Origin of the sequence: Paraburkholderia aromaticivorans (assembly GCF_012689525.1) — a bacterium.
Taxonomy (GTDB): domain Bacteria; phylum Pseudomonadota; class Gammaproteobacteria; order Burkholderiales; family Burkholderiaceae; genus Paraburkholderia; species Paraburkholderia aromaticivorans_A.
In genome coordinates, this window is record NZ_CP051516.1 from 3,730,653 (window position 1) to 3,745,884 (window position 15,232).

14 protein-coding genes are annotated in these 15,232 nt (G+C 63.0%); 8 read left to right on the top strand and 6 right to left on the bottom strand.

Features of this window, described 5'->3' with window-relative positions; genetic code table 11:
* Positions 1–356 precede the first annotated feature (356 nt).
* Both sodB and xseA read right to left on the bottom strand, forming a co-directional pair.
* Positions 357–935 (bottom strand): superoxide dismutase [Fe], encoded by a 579-nt coding sequence (sodB, locus tag HF916_RS44995; RefSeq protein WP_168795046.1) that lies wholly within the window; start codon positions 933–935, stop codon positions 357–359.
* Positions 936–1,154: 219 nt separating this feature from the next.
* Entirely contained in the window at positions 1,155–2,534 is a 1,380-nt protein-coding gene (gene xseA, locus HF916_RS45000) for an exodeoxyribonuclease VII large subunit (RefSeq protein WP_168795047.1), read from the bottom strand.
* Between the two features lie 568 nt (positions 2,535–3,102).
* Here xseA and lpxK point away from each other — a divergent pair.
* The 5 genes from lpxK (at position 3,103) to HF916_RS45025 (ending at position 7,167) form a co-directional block, all read left to right on the top strand.
* Entirely contained in the window at positions 3,103–4,119 is a 1,017-nt protein-coding gene (lpxK, locus tag HF916_RS45005) for a tetraacyldisaccharide 4'-kinase (RefSeq protein ID WP_168795048.1), read from the top strand.
* A complete protein-coding gene (locus HF916_RS45010; RefSeq protein WP_094780435.1) occupies positions 4,100–4,303 on the top strand; it encodes a Trm112 family protein in 204 nt (67 codons plus the stop codon). Before lpxK ends, HF916_RS45010 begins: the two co-directional genes overlap by 20 nt.
* Positions 4,304–4,450: 147 nt before the next feature.
* On the top strand, positions 4,451–5,251 hold the full coding sequence (gene kdsB / locus HF916_RS45015; protein WP_168795049.1) for a 3-deoxy-manno-octulosonate cytidylyltransferase: 801 nt from the start codon (positions 4,451–4,453) through the stop codon (positions 5,249–5,251).
* A 214-nt stretch (positions 5,252–5,465) separates the two neighbouring features.
* Positions 5,466–6,131, top strand: a complete 666-nt coding sequence (adk, locus tag HF916_RS45020; protein ID WP_168795050.1) for an adenylate kinase — start codon at positions 5,466–5,468, stop codon at positions 6,129–6,131.
* 277 nt (positions 6,132–6,408) lie between these two features.
* Positions 6,409–7,167 carry a 3-hydroxyacyl-CoA dehydrogenase gene (locus HF916_RS45025; RefSeq protein WP_168795051.1) on the top strand — a complete coding sequence of 253 codons (759 nt, stop codon included), beginning with the start codon at positions 6,409–6,411 and terminating at the stop codon, positions 7,165–7,167.
* 123 nt (positions 7,168–7,290) lie between these two features.
* Here the strand turns inward: HF916_RS45025 and HF916_RS45030 are convergent, their stop codons facing one another.
* Together HF916_RS45030 and murJ are read right to left on the bottom strand one after the other, a co-directional pair.
* Entirely contained in the window at positions 7,291–8,133 is an 843-nt protein-coding gene (locus HF916_RS45030; protein WP_168795052.1) for a SirB1 family protein, read from the bottom strand.
* A gap of 5 nt (positions 8,134–8,138) precedes the next feature.
* Entirely contained in the window at positions 8,139–9,689 is a 1,551-nt protein-coding gene (gene murJ / locus HF916_RS45035) for a murein biosynthesis integral membrane protein MurJ (RefSeq protein WP_168795053.1), read from the bottom strand.
* A 535-nt stretch (positions 9,690–10,224) separates the two neighbouring features.
* Here murJ and rpsT point away from each other — a divergent pair.
* The gene (rpsT, locus tag HF916_RS45040; RefSeq protein WP_020069158.1) at positions 10,225–10,503 is read left to right on the top strand and encodes a 30S ribosomal protein S20; all 279 of its coding nucleotides are present in this window, start codon (positions 10,225–10,227) and stop codon (positions 10,501–10,503) included.
* Between the two features lie 207 nt (positions 10,504–10,710).
* On the opposite strand, the gene HF916_RS45045 is transcribed toward rpsT, so the two are convergent.
* Positions 10,711–11,055 carry a DUF3579 domain-containing protein gene (locus HF916_RS45045; RefSeq protein ID WP_168795054.1) on the bottom strand — a complete coding sequence of 115 codons (345 nt, stop codon included), beginning with the start codon at positions 11,053–11,055 and terminating at the stop codon, positions 10,711–10,713.
* A 449-nt stretch (positions 11,056–11,504) separates the two neighbouring features.
* Between HF916_RS45045 and argF the strand changes: the two genes are divergently transcribed.
* Positions 11,505–12,434 carry an ornithine carbamoyltransferase gene (gene argF, locus HF916_RS45050; protein ID WP_168795055.1) on the top strand — a complete coding sequence of 310 codons (930 nt, stop codon included), beginning with the start codon at positions 11,505–11,507 and terminating at the stop codon, positions 12,432–12,434.
* 250 nt (positions 12,435–12,684) lie between these two features.
* Positions 12,685–13,911 carry an argininosuccinate synthase gene (locus HF916_RS45055; protein WP_168795056.1) on the top strand — a complete coding sequence of 409 codons (1,227 nt, stop codon included), beginning with the start codon at positions 12,685–12,687 and terminating at the stop codon, positions 13,909–13,911.
* Positions 13,912–14,047: 136 nt separating this feature from the next.
* Here the strand turns inward: HF916_RS45055 and murB are convergent, their stop codons facing one another.
* Positions 14,048–15,088 (bottom strand): UDP-N-acetylmuramate dehydrogenase, encoded by a 1,041-nt coding sequence (murB, locus tag HF916_RS45060; protein ID WP_168795057.1) that lies wholly within the window; start codon positions 15,086–15,088, stop codon positions 14,048–14,050.
* Between the last annotated feature and the right edge of the window lie 144 nt (positions 15,089–15,232).

Below are 15,232 nucleotides of genomic sequence, written 5' to 3' on the forward strand. Positions count from 1 at the left end.
AACATACGTTAGGCCAATTTGCGTGCGCTTTGTTTACGAGATAGTTACCGTATTTTTTCCGCCGGCATCTGGACGCGCTGTCGGCAGGCTGAATGCCAATTGGAAGCCGCGATGCCGTTACCAACTGTGACAAAGATTCACGCGCCGCGTCGTGTGAAAAGCAATCCTATGCATCTCGGGCACGAGACGCTTCGAGACCCTTCGACCCACGTGTGCACGACAGCAAGCCACGCCAGGAAAAAGAAAAGCCCTCGCATTCGAGGGCTTTCTTTCCTGCAACTGCTACGGAGCCTGACGCTCAACACCGTGACCGGATCACCCAGCCAGCAGCGCCGCCTTCAAACTCACCGGCAATCTCACGCGAAGTTCTTCGACGCGAATTCCCAATTGGCAATGTTCCAGTACGCTTCGACGAACTTCGGACGCGCATTGCGGTAGTCGATGTAGTAAGCGTGTTCCCACACGTCGATCGTCAGCAGCGCCTTCGCGTCCGTGGTCAGCGGCGTGGCGGCGTTGCTCGTCGACACCAGGTCGAGCGAACCGTCGGCCTTCTTCACCAGCCATGCCCAGCCCGAGCCGAACGTGCCGACTGCGGTCTTGGCGAACTCTTCCTTGAACTTGTCGAACGAACCCCACTTGGCGTTGATCGCGTCAGCGAGCGCGCCGGTCGGCGCACCGCCACCTTGCGGCGACAGGCTGTTCCAGAAGAACGTGTGGTTCCACACTTGAGCGGCGTTGTTGAACAGGCCGCCCGATGCCTTCTTGACGATTTCTTCAAGCGACAGGTTCTCGAACTCCGTGCCCTTGATCAGATTGTTCAGGTTGGTCACATAGGTCTGGTGATGCTTGCCGTAGTGAAACTCGAGCGTCTCTTCCGACATGTGCGGAACGAGTGCGTTTTTCGCGAACGGCAGCGGCGGGAGCGTATGTTCCATGGTGCTTTCCTTCTGTCTGTATCTGTTGTGGGGGAGTCTGCGGATAACGCTTTTGAGCACTCGATTGTAGGCGAGTTGGAATAACCCCGCAAACCAACGGACTTTATGTCCGGCATCGGCGAACATGCCGCATTCATAGCGCAATTAGTGCTTGCGCACACAGTGTGCCCGGCCCTCGCAACAGTCAAAAGCACGGCAGCGGACGCCGTCGGCGAAGTGTCAGAAACCGTCGGTCAGGCGCGGTTGCACATCGGCCAGCGCGATGTCCGCGGCGCCTTCCGCGAGATGCACCGTGAGGCGCCGCCCCGGCTTCAACGACGACGGCGCGCGCACCGCTCGCCCGCTCTGCGCATCGAGCACGGCAGCGTAACCACGCTCCAGCGTACGCTGCGGACTCAGCACTTCGAGACGCGCGGCGAGCGTGTCGATGCGCGCGGTCTGACGTTCATGCTGACGTAACAAAGCCGCGTCCAGACGTTGCGAAAGATTACCGAGTTTCGCCTGATGCCCCGCGAGATCCGGACGCCAGCGCTGCCAGCGCATCTGTAGCAGCGAAAACCGCGCTCGCGCGTCACGCACCGGACGCGCGCCTGCCGACGCGAGCCGCACGCTCAATTGCTGCAAGTGCGTGCGTTGCCGCGCGAGCCGCTCGGCCGGCGACACCAGCCGGCGCGCGAGCCAATCGAGTTGCTGGGCGCGCCGCTCCATCATGCGGCCGAAGCCGCGCGCGAGTGTCGCGTGACGGTGGTCGAGTTCGCGCAACAGCAGCACGCGCTGCGGGCTGACGAGTTCGGCGGCGCCGGTCGGTGTCGGCGCGCGTACGTCCGCAGCGAAATCGGCGATCGTGAAATCGGTTTCGTGGCCCACGCCGCTGACCACGGGAATCGCGCTTTCCGCGATCGCGCGCGCCAGCACTTCTTCGTTGAACGCCCACAGGTCTTCGATCGAGCCGCCGCCACGACAGACGATCAGCACGTCGACCTCGCGCCGCGCGTTGGCGGCGTCGACCATCGCGGCGAGCTTGCTGCTCACGCCCACGCCCTGCACCGGCGCCGGATAGACGATCACCGGAATGTGCGGCGCGCGCCGCGATAGCGTGGTCAGCACGTCGCGCAACGCCGCGGCCTGCAACGATGTGACGACGCCGATCGCCCGCGGATGCGACGGCAACGCGCGTTTACGTTCGGCGGCAAAGAGACCCTCGGCTTCAAGCTGCGCTTTCAGCCGGAGGAACGCTTCGTAGAGACGCCCCTGCCCGGTGCGCCGCACCGCTTCCACATTCAGTTGCAGTTCGCCGCGCGGCTCGTACATCGTCACCAGCGCGCGCACTTCGATACGGTCGCCTTCGCGCGGCGTGAATTCGGCGTATTGCGCCCGCCCGCGGAACATCACGCAGCGCATCTGCGCCTGCGCGTCTTTGATCGAGAAATACCAATGGCCGCTCGCGGCGCGCGTGAAGTTCGACACTTCGCCGGCGACCCAGACGAGAGGAAACGAACGTTCGAGCATCGTGCCGATTGCGCGATTGAGCGCCGAAACGGGAACGACGACCTCACCGCCGGGCGTCGTCGACGAGGAAAAAGGGCTTTCGGGATTCATGCGAGGAATATGGGTGGCTGGCCGGACAGACGATAGACCGAGCGGCCATCGCCGTCCAGCGCGGCGCTCGAATCGTTAAAAGTGTCCACATGGCGGGACCTGCCAGACGGATCCCGCCAGATTGCCCGCCCGGTCGCATGAATTCCAGGCATGTCGTTGATTTATATGGTGTTTACATCTCGTTAAAGAGAATGATTGCCGATACCGGGCGCGCGGAACGGCCCTCTCCGCCCGTCGGACGGCAGGTTCTCCACAAAGTTATCCACAGGCTGTGAGCCACGCCGGAAGCGCCGTTTCGTCGCGCGGTGCAGGGCGCGCGACTTGCCGGGCGGGACGCCAGCGCGCTAGAGTGGCGGGTTCGACGGCATGCCGAACGCCCCGCGGCGTCCAGCATTGCGGCACACTGCGCAAGTGCGCCGCCAAGCCGCCCAGATTCATTTTTCGCCTCACTTTCGATAGTCCGGAGAACCGCGTTGATGCTTGCCCCGCGTATTGCGCCTAGCTCCTTCACGCCGCCGCCCGGGTGCCTATGCCCGAGCGGCGCGCCGCTCGTCCGCGCGACGTGCTCATGAGCGACGTCACCCACCGTCTCGAGGCACGCCTCGCGCGCGAATGGCAGCAGCGCGGCCCGCTCGCCTGGGCACTGTCGCCGCTCGCCTGCGTGTTCGGCGCAATTTCCGCCGCGCGCCGCGCCGCCTTTTCGTTCGGCTGGTTGAAATCGGTGCGCATCGGCGTGCCCGTGGTGGTGGTCGGTAATGTGACCGTCGGTGGCACCGGCAAGACGCCGACCGTGATCGCGCTGGTCGAGGCGTTACGCGCCGCGGGCTTCAAACCCGGCGTGGTGTCGCGCGGCTACGGCGCGCGCGTGAAATCGCCGACGCGGGTCACGCCGACGTCGGCGGCAAGTGTCGGCGGCGACGAGCCGCTCCTGATCGCGCGCCGCACCGGCGCGCCGGTGTGGGTCTCTCCGGATCGCGTGGCGGCCGCGCAGGCGCTGTGCGCCGCGCACCGCGAAGTCGACGTGATCGTGAGCGACGACGGTTTGCAGCATTACCGGCTCAAACGCGACGCCGAACTCGTCGTGTTCGATCACCGGCTCGGCGGCAACGGTTTCCTGCTGCCGGCCGGACCGCTGCGCGAGCCGCTGTCGCGCCGCCGCGACGCGACGCTCATCAACGATCCTTACGCGCGCACGCTGCCGGCGTGGCCGAATACCTTTGCGCTGCAACTCGCGCCCGCCGACGCGTGGCATCTGGACAATCCCGCGTTGCGCCGTCCGCTCGCGCAATTCAGCGGCGATCGCGTGCTGGCCGCGGCCGGCATCGGCGCGCCGGAGCGCTTTTTCGCCACGTTGCGCGCCGCCGGTCTCACACCCGCCACGCGCGCGCTGCCGGATCACTACGCGTTCAAGCGCAATCCGTTTACCGACGTGGACGCCGACGCCATCCTGATAACGGAAAAGGATGCGGTAAAATTAGGGTCCTGGCACGATGCGCGCATCTGGGTTGTCCCGGTCGAAGCCGCGCTCGATCATCGCCTCATTGCATTAGTTGTGGAGAAAGTCCGTGGACGCTCGCCTGCTTGAAATTCTCGTCTGCCCGATGTGCAAGGGCCCGCTCAGCTACGACCGTGCCGCGCAGGAGCTGATCTGCAACGCGGACAAGCTGGCGTATCCGATCCGCGACGGCATCCCCGTCATGCTGGTCGACGAAGCGCGGCAGACGGTGGAAGGCACGCCGGTGGATCTGAATCCGGGCTCCGTGGCCTGAGTCAGACTGGTTCACACGGGCGGCCGCCATGTCAGCTTGCCGCGTGTCGCGAACTGCATTCGTCGTCTTGTCCGCCCGCGGCCGCGCTGCATGCCCGGCCGCTTTCTTCCGGCTCCATCGCCGCCCGTCTTTGCGCTTGCCTTGCCGATGACCCACGCCAACACCACCACTCCCCCGTTCATCGCCGTCGTGCCGGCCCGGCTCGCCTCGACGCGTCTGCCCAACAAGCCGCTCGCCGATATCGGCGGCAAGCCGATGGTGGTGCGGGTTGCCGAACGCGCGCGCGAATCGGGCGCGCAGCAGGTGCTGGTCGCCTCGGACGCGCAAGCGGTGCTCGACGCCGCCCGCGATCACGGCTTCGAAGCGGTGTTGACGCGCGCGGACCATCCGTCCGGCACGGACCGTCTCGCGGAAGTCGCGGCGCAATTCGGCTGGAGCGACGACACGATCGTGGTCAACGTGCAGGGCGACGAACCGCTGATCGATCCGGCGCTCGTGTGCGGCGTTGCGTCGCACCTTGCGGCGAACAATGGCTGCGCGATCGCCACCGCCGCGCATCCGATCACCGACCCCGCTGAAATTTTCAACCCGAACGTCGTCAAGGTCGTGCTTGACGCGCGCGGCGTCGCGCTGTACTTCTCGCGCGCGCCGATTCCCTGGGCACGCGACGCCTACCAGCCGCACTGGCCCAATGTCGCGTCGATGCCCGCGCCGCCCGCGCCCGCGGTGGTCCATCGGCATATCGGCCTGTATGCGTATCGCGCGCAATTTTTGCGCACGTATCCCAGCCTCGCGATCTCGCCGATCGAACAGGTCGAAGCGCTCGAACAATTGCGCGCGATGTGGCACGGCGAACGCATCGCGGTGCTCGTCACGCACGACGTGCCGCTGCCCGGTGTCGACACGCCCGCCGATCTCGCGCGCGTGCAGGCTTTATTCGGGTCTTGAGCGGAAAAACCCATGGCATAATCAGACGGTTGTGCGCGCCTCCCGCTACACGCGAGAGTCAGGGTTTGCCCGGTCGCGCCGTTACCGTCTTGCAGCGCCGTCGTCGTCGACGTGCAGCGCGAGACCCAAAACGGCAGCCGACGCGGGTCCCCTCGACGCATCGTGGGATGTCCGCAGCGCCACCAAAGAATTCACATAGATCTGGAGATATCACATGCGTTTGATCCTTTTGGGCGCACCCGGCGCGGGTAAGGGCACTCAGGCAAACTTCATCAAGGAAAAATTCGGCATTCCGCAGATTTCCACCGGCGACATGCTGCGCGCGGCCGTCAAGGCCGGCACGCCGCTCGGCCTCGAAGCGAAGCGCTTCATGGATGCCGGCGAGCTGGTCACGGACGAACTGATCATCAACCTGGTGAAAGAGCGTCTGCTGCAGCCGGACTGCGCGAACGGCTATCTGTTCGACGGTTTTCCGCGCACCATTCCGCAAGCTGAAGCTATGAAGCAGGCCGGCGTCCCGATCGATTACGTGCTGGAAATCGACGTGCCGTTCGACGAGATCATCGTGCGCATGAGCGGCCGCCGCTCGCACGCCGCGTCGGGCCGCACGTATCACGTCAAGTTCAATCCGCCGAAGGTCGAAGGCGTGGACGACGTGACCGGCGAACCGCTGATCCAGCGCGACGACGACAAGGAAGAAACGGTCAAGAAGCGTCTGGAAGTGTACGAGGCGCAAACCAAGCCGCTGATCGAGTACTACAACACCTGGGCGAAGAACGGCGATTCGTCGACCCCGTTGCACGCGCCGCAGTATCGGCGCATTTCGGGCCTCGGCAGCGTCGACGAAATTCGTGACCGCGCGTTCGAGGCGTTGAAGTAAGCTCGTTTCCGTCTGTGTTCGCTTCAGGAGAGACCCGCCCTTGCCGGCGGGTTTTTTTATGCAACGGATGGTTCGAGCGCAGTGAACGTTTTCTCCGTGCCCACGCTTGATATTAATTAGCCATCCGTAACGGTTTGCTTTGCCGGCGCGCCGCCGACAGCGCGTGAATCAGCCGCCTGCCCGCTTCGCTTTCCGCATTGCAGCATAGCCGTTACAATCGATCATCGAAAAGATATTCGATCTAGACATTACTGAACCGTAGCAAAGGAGAGAAGACATGGAGATTCGTGACAACGTTTTCCTGATCACCGGCGGTGCATCGGGTCTGGGCGCAGCCACGGCGCGCCTGTTCGTCGAAAACGGCGGCAAAGTGGTGCTCGCCGACCTGAATGTGGATGCCGGCGAGGCGCTCGCGAAAGAACTCGGCGGTGTGTTCGTCAAATGCGATGTGAGCCGCGAAGACGACGCCACTCAGGCCGTCGAAGCCGCCACCAAGCTCGGCACGCTGCGCGGCCTCGTCAATTGCGCGGGCGTCGCGCCGGCCGTCAAAACGGTCGGCAAGGACGGCCCTCATCCGCTCGACTCGTTCGCGCGCACCGTCTCGATCAATCTGATCGGCACCTTCAACATGATCCGGCTCGCCGCCGCGGCTATGTCGAAGAACGAACCGAACGCGAATGGCGAGCGCGGCGTGATCATCAACACGGCGTCGGTGGCCGCGTATGACGGCCAGATCGGCCAGGCGGCCTACGCGGCGTCCAAGGCCGGCGTGGTCGGCATGACGCTGCCTATCGCACGCGACCTGTCGCGCAACGCGATCCGCGTGATGACGATCGCACCGGGCATTTTCGAAACGCCCATGCTGCTCGGCATGCCGCAGGAAGTGCAGGACGCTCTCGGCGCGATGGTGCCGTTCCCGCCGCGTCTCGGCAAACCGGCCGAGTACGCGATGCTGGCCAAGCAGATCTTCGACAATCCGATGCTCAACGGCGAAGTGATTCGTCTGGACGGCGCGATTCGGATGCAGCCGAAGTAAGCTGGCAGACAGCGCGCGGTTTTACAAAGCAGCCCGCGCTAAAGTGAAACGCCTGCACATGATCATTCATGTGCAGGCGTTTTTTTGAGCGGTGGTTGCAATGCCGGTTGCGTGGGCGCGCTTTTACTCGCGGTCGTCATGCTGGGTGCGCTGACGCAGTTCTTGCAGTTGCGATTCCACCACGGTCGCGTCCTCGGCATCCGGCCGGTCGCCGAGATAACGCTCGAGGTCCTCGAGCGCGGGCCGCAGATAATCGAGCCGCGCATAAGCGAAGCCGCGATCGCGCACTTCCTCGATACTTTCAGGCAGCAGGATCACGAGACGCTGCTGCACCGCCAACAAACGCTGCCAGCGTTCCGTCTGAAGATACGTGGACTTCAGATTGCGCAGCATACGCGCGATGATCTCGCGGCGCGTGGCCGGCTGCAGCAGCATGCGCAGCGCCCTGCTCACCGATTCGCCCGCCGACGCCACATACGGCTCCAGCATTTCCACCATCTCCGATTCGGACAGCGAGTGGCCGCTGGTCGGATCAAGCATGACGTCGCCGTCGGGCGTCGTGACGCGCAACAGAAAGTGACCGGGAAACGACACGCCGCGCGCAGGGACGCCGATCTGTTCGGCCATTTCCAGATACAGCACCGCCAGCGAAATCGGAATGCCGCGGCGACGCTTGAGCACCGCGTTCAGATGGCTGTTGTCGGGGTCGTAATAATCGTTGAGATTGCTGGCGAAACCCAGTTCGCGAAAGAAGAACCGGTTCAGGATGCCGACCTTCTGCTTGATGTCGGCGTCGTCCGGCATGCGCCGCTGCAAGCGCACCACCAACTCGTCGATCTCGGCGAGCGTGCCTTGCAGATCGAGATCGGGATAGGCGTCCTGCGCGAGCGACAGCGCCGCCTCGGTCAGTGGAAGACTGTCGTCTTCGGCGACGAGCGTGCTGAAATAGTCGAGAACTCGCGTCATCGTGATCACTTCACTCGCCTTTTGAAATACGCGTACTTGAAGCCCATCAGCCAAAGCATACCGAAATATAGCGCGGCGAACAGCACGAGGCACGCTGCGAGCAACACCATGCGGTCGACCGGGCGGCTGTGCATGCCGATCCAGTCGAAGCTGATGGCCAGCCAATGCATCGTGCCGGCCAGCACCAGACAGGCGCCGAACAACTGCACGAAGAATTTGAGCCAGCCGCTCGACGGCGTATAGATGCCACGCTTGCGCAGACCGAGAAACAGCAGCAGCGCATTACCGCAAGCGCCGAGCCCGACGCTCAGCGTCAAACCCGCATGCGCGAAAATCGGCACGAACAGATAGTTGCTCAACTGCGTGAGGATCAGCACGCCGACACCGATCTTCACCGGCGTCTTGATGTCCTGCTTCGCGTAGAACCCCGGCGCGAGGATCTTGATGAGAATCAGGCCGATCAGGCCGACGCCGTACGCCGACAGCGCGCGGGCGACCATAACCACGGAATTGCCGTCGAACTTGCCGTAGTGGAACAGCGTGGCGGTCAGCGGCTGCGCGAAGAAAAACAGCGCGACGGCGCTCGGCGCGGCCAGCAGGAAGGTCACGCGCAAGCCCCAGTCGAGCAGCGACGAATACTCGTGCGGGTCGGCGTCGACGTGCGCCTTGGAGAGACTAGGCAGCAGGATCGTGCCCAGCGCGACGCCCAGCAGCGCGGTCGGAAACTCCATCAGCCGGTCGGCGTAGTTGATCCACGACACCGCGCCCGGCCCGATGCGCGACGCGATATTCGTGTTGATGATCAGGCTGATCTGCGCGACCGAGACGGCGAACATTGCGGGCACCATCTTGGACAGCACGCGCTTGACGCCGCGATGCGCGAGCGCCTTCACCGGGTCCAATCCGATGCGCGGAATCATGTCGATCTTCTTCAGACCCGGCAGCTGCACGAGGAATTGCAGCACGCCGCCGGCGATCACCGCCCACGCAAGCGCGTAGACCGGCGTTTGCAGACGCGGCGCGACGAACACCGCGGCGACGATGAACGCGAGGTTCAGCAGAACCGGCGCGAACGCGGGCAGCGAAAAGTTCTTGTACGTATTCAGCACGCCCGACGCCAGCGATGTCAGGGAAATGAAAATGATGTACGGGAACATGATGCGCGTCATGGTGACCGCGAGGGCGTACGCCTGACCTTCGTGCGCGAGACCCGAGGCGACGATGAACACCACGCCCGACGCGCCTACGACCCCGATCAGCGAGAGGACCGCGAGCGCCCAGGCGAGCACCGTCGACGTGGCGTCGACCAGCGCTTTGGTGGCGTCGTGACCTTGCTGGTTCTTGAACTCCGCGAGGATCGGCACGAAGGCCTGCGAGAACGCGCCTTCGGCGGAGATACGGCGCAGCAGGTTCGGAATGCGGAAGGCGACGTAAAACGCGTCAGTGTATTGACTGGCACCAAACGCGCGTGCGATCAGCGTTTCGCGGGCCAGTCCGGTCACGCGCGACAGCAGCGTGAAGCCGCTGACCGTCAGCAGGGCTCGGAATAGATTCATGGGGCGCTTATTATACGGGTGCCGCGAGTGCGGACGACGAGCCGGAACGCGATTCGGACCGATTTGCCGCGAGGACGTTCGATCGGATAAGCGAATCAGCGCGTTTTTTGTAGCGCGGCCACGCCGTTCTGGGCCCGCCGGGCACGCCCTGCGGCAGCCTTGTGCCCGCCCTGCGACAGGTTTGCGCGATCTGGCCGCCGACCCGGCGCCGGACTTTACGCAACAGGGCGGCAAAGCTTCCTGGCGCTTTCCCGTTGCCACGTGCCTGATTTTGTTGCTATAATCGCCGGTTTCGAAGCTCGCTCAATTTTCGGACGGGGTTCAGATCGGTCATACGCTAGCCACAGTTAGCCGCGCGCCATCTGCCAACACCCTTGAGTAGCCCGAAAACACCGGCCTGCCTTCGCGTAGTCCAATCGATTTTTTTCGACACTTTTGCGCTCTTGGGCAATCGCTTCCAAGAGTTCGATCTAAAAGCAGCACCTCACCACTTGAAGGTCAGGTACTGGAAACAGGAACAGGATAAGGAACCGTCATGGCTAACTCCGCACAAGCACGCAAGCGCGCCCGCCAGGCCGCCAAGGCAAACTCGCACAACTCGGCACTGCGCTCGAAGTTCCGCACGGCTATCAAGGCTGTCCGCAAGGCGATCGACGCCGGCGACAAGGCTAAGGCCGCTGAAATCTTCCAGGCATCGTCGAAGACCATCGACATCATCGCCGACAAGAAAATCGTTCACAAGAACAAGGCAGCTCGCCATAAGAGCCGTCTCGCTGCAGCCATCAAGGGTCTGCAAGCGTCCGCAGCGCAGTAATTCCGGTCAGCCCGCTTCGGTGGGCTACCTCCTGTTTCCGCTGCACAGAAAAGCCCGCCTCGGCGGGCTTTTTTGCTTCGGACCGACAGATCCGCACTGTATCGCGTAGTTCGTCGCGCTCGTGACTAACGGACTGCCCGTAAAAAAACCCGCTGCCAGCGGGTTTTTTGCTTTTGATTTTGCCTTTACCGATCCGGCAGGCTCGCGCTAGATCACGTGCCGTTTCTCTTGCGGCGTGGCGTGCTCGAGTTGCAACTCGCACGCCTCCGTCACGACGAGGTCGTTGTCTTTAGCGAAGTTGAGGACGAAGTCGAAAGCCATCGGTTCGATGTCGCGCAAACGCGAATCGAGAATCACGCATTTGAGGTCGCCAATCATGGTCGGCCGGACATACACCGAGTACTGCAAATAAGCGTTCGGCCCCTTCCTTGCGCCGGGGCCGAAGCAGGCCATGACGCCTGCGAGACGCTCCGACCAGTCGCTCGGCCGAAACTTTTTTCCCGTCGACGTGATGCCCTGAATGAAATATTCGGTTGGAGCTGCTTCGGCCATGTAGGAATACCTGTGTGACTGCCCAGCGGGATGACGGCAAAGCGGACGGCGGAACGGCTCTGAATTGCCTGGGACTTGCCGACCGTGCCGACCGTGCCGCGATGGCGAACCACACCACCAGAAACCGCGAAGAGCCGGCTAAGCCGCCTTGTCGCTTGTCATGACGGCGCACCGCGAGCAGGTTGTTCCGAACCGCGCGAGCCGAGGCCGGCCAAGCGGAATACCGGCCTGCTGAGCTTTGGGATAACCCGCGGATTATAGCGCAGCGGACCCTTTTCCGCAGCGCACACAAGACATGTCTGAGGGTTCCACAAGGCTTTCAGACAGCTTGCCCAGCCTTTTGGCCGACTCGTCAAACCGGGCGAAATCCTTTATGCTGCATTGAGTTACCACAAACGACGGCGGCGCCGTCCGGCAATCCTGCCGGGTGAGACCGCCGTATTTGTTTCATGACCGCCAAGAAAATTCGCCACTACCTGCAGTTCAAGGATTTCTCGCTGGAAGACTACGAGTACGTGCTGGAACGCGCGCGTATTCTGAAACGCAAATTCAAGAACTACGAGACCTACCATCCGCTGCACGATCGCACGCTGGCGATGATCTTCGAAAAAAATTCGACACGCACGCGCCTGTCGTTCGAAGCCGGCATCTTCCAGTTGGGCGGCCACGCCGTTTTCATGAGCACGCGTGACACGCAGCTCGGCCGCGGCGAACCGATTGAAGACGCCGCGCAAGTGATCTCGCGCATGGTCGACATCATCATGATCCGCACGTTCGGCCAGGACATTCTCCAGCGCTTTTCCGAGAATTCGCGCGTGCCGGTGATCAACGGGCTGACCAACGAATATCACCCGTGCCAGGTTCTGGCGGACATCTTCACGTACTTCGAGCATCGCGGCCCGATTCGCGGCAAGACGGTCGCGTGGGTCGGCGACGCCAACAACATGCTGTACACGTGGATCGAAGCCGCGCAGATTCTTGGCTTCAAGCTGCGTCTGTCCACGCCGCCGGGCTACAAGCTCGACCGTTCCATGGTCGCCGCCGAAAGCGCGCCGTTCTACGAAGAATTCGACGATCCGAACGACGCCTGCATCGGCGCCGACCTCGTGACCACCGATGTCTGGACCAGCATGGGCTTCGAAGCCGAAAACGAAGCGCGCAAGAAAGCCTTCGCCGACTGGTGCGTCGACGCCGACATGATGGCGCGCGCCAATGCGGACGCGCTCTTTATGCACTGCTTGCCCGCCCACCGCGGCGAGGAAGTCAGCGCGGAGGTGATCGACGGCCCGCAAAGCGTCGTGTGGGACGAGGCGGAAAATCGTCTGCACGTGCAAAAGGCCTTGATGGAATACCTGCTGCTCGGCAAGCTGAATCACTGAGCGAGCCGCTCAGTCAGCACGTTGAGTAGCATCTGCGTGAAGCGCGACGGGGCCTTGAATACGAGGCAAGGCATCCACGTTTAGCGCCACGCATCGAGCCGGCGTCCACGGTGGTAGCAGACCCGGCTTCAACACCGCAGGGCCCCAAAAACGCGGGCAACCTGCGGTTTAGTGTCAAAATAGTGGTTTTCCGCGCTCCGGGACCGCCGGCGCGCCTTGTTTTCCCGCTTTCTCCAGCTACGAGTTCACCATGAGCGATATCAAGAAAGTCGTGCTCGCCTATTCGGGCGGCCTCGACACCTCCGTCATCCTGAAGTGGTTGCAGGACAATTACGACGCCGAAGTCGTCACGTTCACGGCCGACATCGGCCAGGGCGAAGAGTTGGAACCGGCGCGCAAGAAAGCCGTGCAACTCGGCATCAAGCAGGACAACATCTTTATTGAAGACCTGCGCGAAGAATTCGTGCGTGACTTCGTGTTCCCGATGTTCCGCGCCAACACGATCTATGAAGGCGAGTACCTGCTGGGCACGTCGATCGCGCGTCCGCTGATCGCCAAGCGCCAGATCGAAATTGCCCGCGCCACCGGCGCACAAGCGGTGTCGCACGGCGCAACCGGCAAGGGCAACGACCAGGTTCGCTTCGAACTCGGCTACTACGCGCTGGAACCGGGCATCAAGGTGATCGCACCGTGGCGTGAATGGGATCTGCTGTCGCGCGAAAAGCTGCTCGCATACGCGGAAAAGGCCGGCATTCCGATCGAAATGAAGCACAAGCAAGGCGGCGCGCCGTATTCGATGGACGCGAATCTGCTGCACATTTCGTTCGAAGGCCGTCACCTGGAAGACCCGAAAGCGGAAGCCGAAGCCGATATGTGGCGCTGGACCGTGTCGCCGGAACAGGCGCCGGACCAGGCTGAATTCCTCGACATCGAATACGAGCACGGCGATCCGGTCGCGATCAACGGCAAGCGTCTGTCGGCTGCGGAAATGCTCACCGAGCTGAACCGTCTGGGCGGCAAGCACGGCATCGGCCGTCTGGATCTGGTGGAAAACCGTTACGTCGGCATGAAGTCGCGTGGCTGCTATGAAACGCCGGGCGGCACGATCATGCTGAAGGCGCACCGCGGCATCGAGTCGATCACGCTCGACCGTGAAGTGGCTCACCTGAAAGACGATCTGATGGCTCGTTACGCGTCGCTGATTTATAACGGCTACTGGTGGAGCCCGGAGCGCCGCGCGATTCAGGTACTGATCGACCATACGCAAGAGAAGGTCAACGGCTGGGTGCGCGTGAAGCTGTACAAGGGCAGCGTGTCGGTGGTTGCGCGCGATTCGAAGGAAACGCTGTTCGACAAGACCATCGCCACGTTCGACGACGACGGCGGCGCCTACAACCAGGCCGACGCTGGCGGGTTCATCAAGCTGAACGCGCTGCGTATGCGGATCGCGGAGAATGCGCGTCGTCAGCGCGACTGATGGCGGGCGTTTCGGTGAAGGCTAACTTCGTGCAATCGAAGTTAAGCGCCGTCAGGCGCGGCCGAAGCCAAAACGCCCACGCAAAAAAAGGCGCCGGGAGGAAACTCCGGGCGCCTTTTTTATCATCAGCAAATCATCACAAACAAACCGGTTCCGCCTCCAATTCCACCCCAAACCGCTCCAGCACATCGCGCTGAATGGCTTTGGCGAGCGCCAGCACTTCCGCGCCAGTGGCTCCGCCGCGATTCACCAGCACCAGCGCCTGACGCTCATGCACGGCCGCCGCGCCCATCGCGCGACCTTTCCAGCCGCATTGATCGATCAGCCAACCCGCGGCAAGTTTCACCCGCCCATCCGGCTGAGCGTACGACACGACGTCGGGCTCCCTGACCTTCAGCGCCTCGAACTGCGCCGCGTCCACCACCGGATTCTTGAAGAAGCTGCCAGCATTGCCGAGTTCCAACGGATCGGGCAGCTTGGCGCGTCGCACTGCTACCACGGCATCGAAAATGGCCTGCGCTGTCGGTGGCGCGTCGGCATGGCCGTTCGCGGTCAGTTCACGAGCCAGATCCGCGTAGCCGGCGCGCGGCTGCCAGACCTTCGGCAAACGGAACGTCACCGACGTGATGACGAAACGGTCGCGCCCTTCCCGCTTGAAAGAACTGTCGCGATAGCCGAAGCGGCACGCCTGAGCGTCCATTTCGATCACGTCGCCGGTGGCCAGCTCCACGGCGCGCAGCGACGCAAAGCGCTCGCCCATCTCCAGCCCGTACGCGCCGATGTTCTGAATCGGCGCCGCGCCCACCGTGCCCGGAATCAACGCGAGGTTTTCGAGGCCGGGCAACCCTTGCGACAAAGTCCAGGCGACGAACTCGTGCCACGGCTCGCCGCCGGCCGCTTCGACGTACCATGCGTCATCATCCTCGCGCACGACGCGGCGGCCCTGCAGCGCGATCAGCAGCACGAGTCCGCCAAAGTCGCCGGTCAGCACGACGTTACTGCCGCCGCCCAGCACGAGGCGCGGCAGGCCGGCTGCGCGCGGATCGCGCACCGCGGCCATCAATTGCTCTTCACGCTCGATGCGGCACGCAAACTGCGCGCGCACATCGAAGCCGAAGGTGTTGTGCGCCTTCAGCGGAAAGCCGGCAATGAACGCGGCGGAATCGGATTGGGCCATCGGAATGAGAACCGTGAAACGATAAATGAAACAACGAATAAAGCAGCCGATGAAACCGGCTTCGGGCCCCGGCCGGGCGACAATGCGCGGCGGCCTTGGGCAAAAGGGAGTGGCGTCGGTAAAATGACGTCCGGTCCGTGATTA

Bases quoted from the DNA above. Each gene is read 5' to 3' on its own strand.
- HF916_RS45025 (WP_168795051.1), top strand. From the start codon at position 6,409: ATGGAGATTCGTGACAACGTTTTCCTGATCACCGGCGGTGCATCGGGT.
- HF916_RS45055 (WP_168795056.1), top strand. From the start codon at position 12,685: ATGAGCGATATCAAGAAAGTCGTGCTCGCCTATTCGGGCGGCCTCGAC.
- xseA (WP_168795047.1), bottom strand. From the start codon at position 2,534: ATGAATCCCGAAAGCCCTTTTTCCTCGTCGACGACGCCCGGCGGTGAG.
- HF916_RS45045 (WP_168795054.1), bottom strand. From the start codon at position 11,055: ATGGCCGAAGCAGCTCCAACCGAATATTTCATTCAGGGCATCACGTCG.
- murB (WP_168795057.1), bottom strand. From the start codon at position 15,088: ATGGCCCAATCCGATTCCGCCGCGTTCATTGCCGGCTTTCCGCTGAAG.
- argF (WP_168795055.1), top strand. From the start codon at position 11,505: ATGACCGCCAAGAAAATTCGCCACTACCTGCAGTTCAAGGATTTCTCG.
- HF916_RS45030 (WP_168795052.1), bottom strand. From the start codon at position 8,133: ATGACGCGAGTTCTCGACTATTTCAGCACGCTCGTCGCCGAAGACGAC.
- murJ (WP_168795053.1), bottom strand. From the start codon at position 9,689: ATGAATCTATTCCGAGCCCTGCTGACGGTCAGCGGCTTCACGCTGCTG.
- kdsB (WP_168795049.1), top strand. From the start codon at position 4,451: ATGACCCACGCCAACACCACCACTCCCCCGTTCATCGCCGTCGTGCCG.
- sodB (WP_168795046.1), bottom strand. From the start codon at position 935: ATGGAACATACGCTCCCGCCGCTGCCGTTCGCGAAAAACGCACTCGTT.
- adk (WP_168795050.1), top strand. From the start codon at position 5,466: ATGCGTTTGATCCTTTTGGGCGCACCCGGCGCGGGTAAGGGCACTCAG.
- lpxK (WP_168795048.1), top strand. From the start codon at position 3,103: ATGAGCGACGTCACCCACCGTCTCGAGGCACGCCTCGCGCGCGAATGG.
- rpsT (WP_020069158.1), top strand. From the start codon at position 10,225: ATGGCTAACTCCGCACAAGCACGCAAGCGCGCCCGCCAGGCCGCCAAG.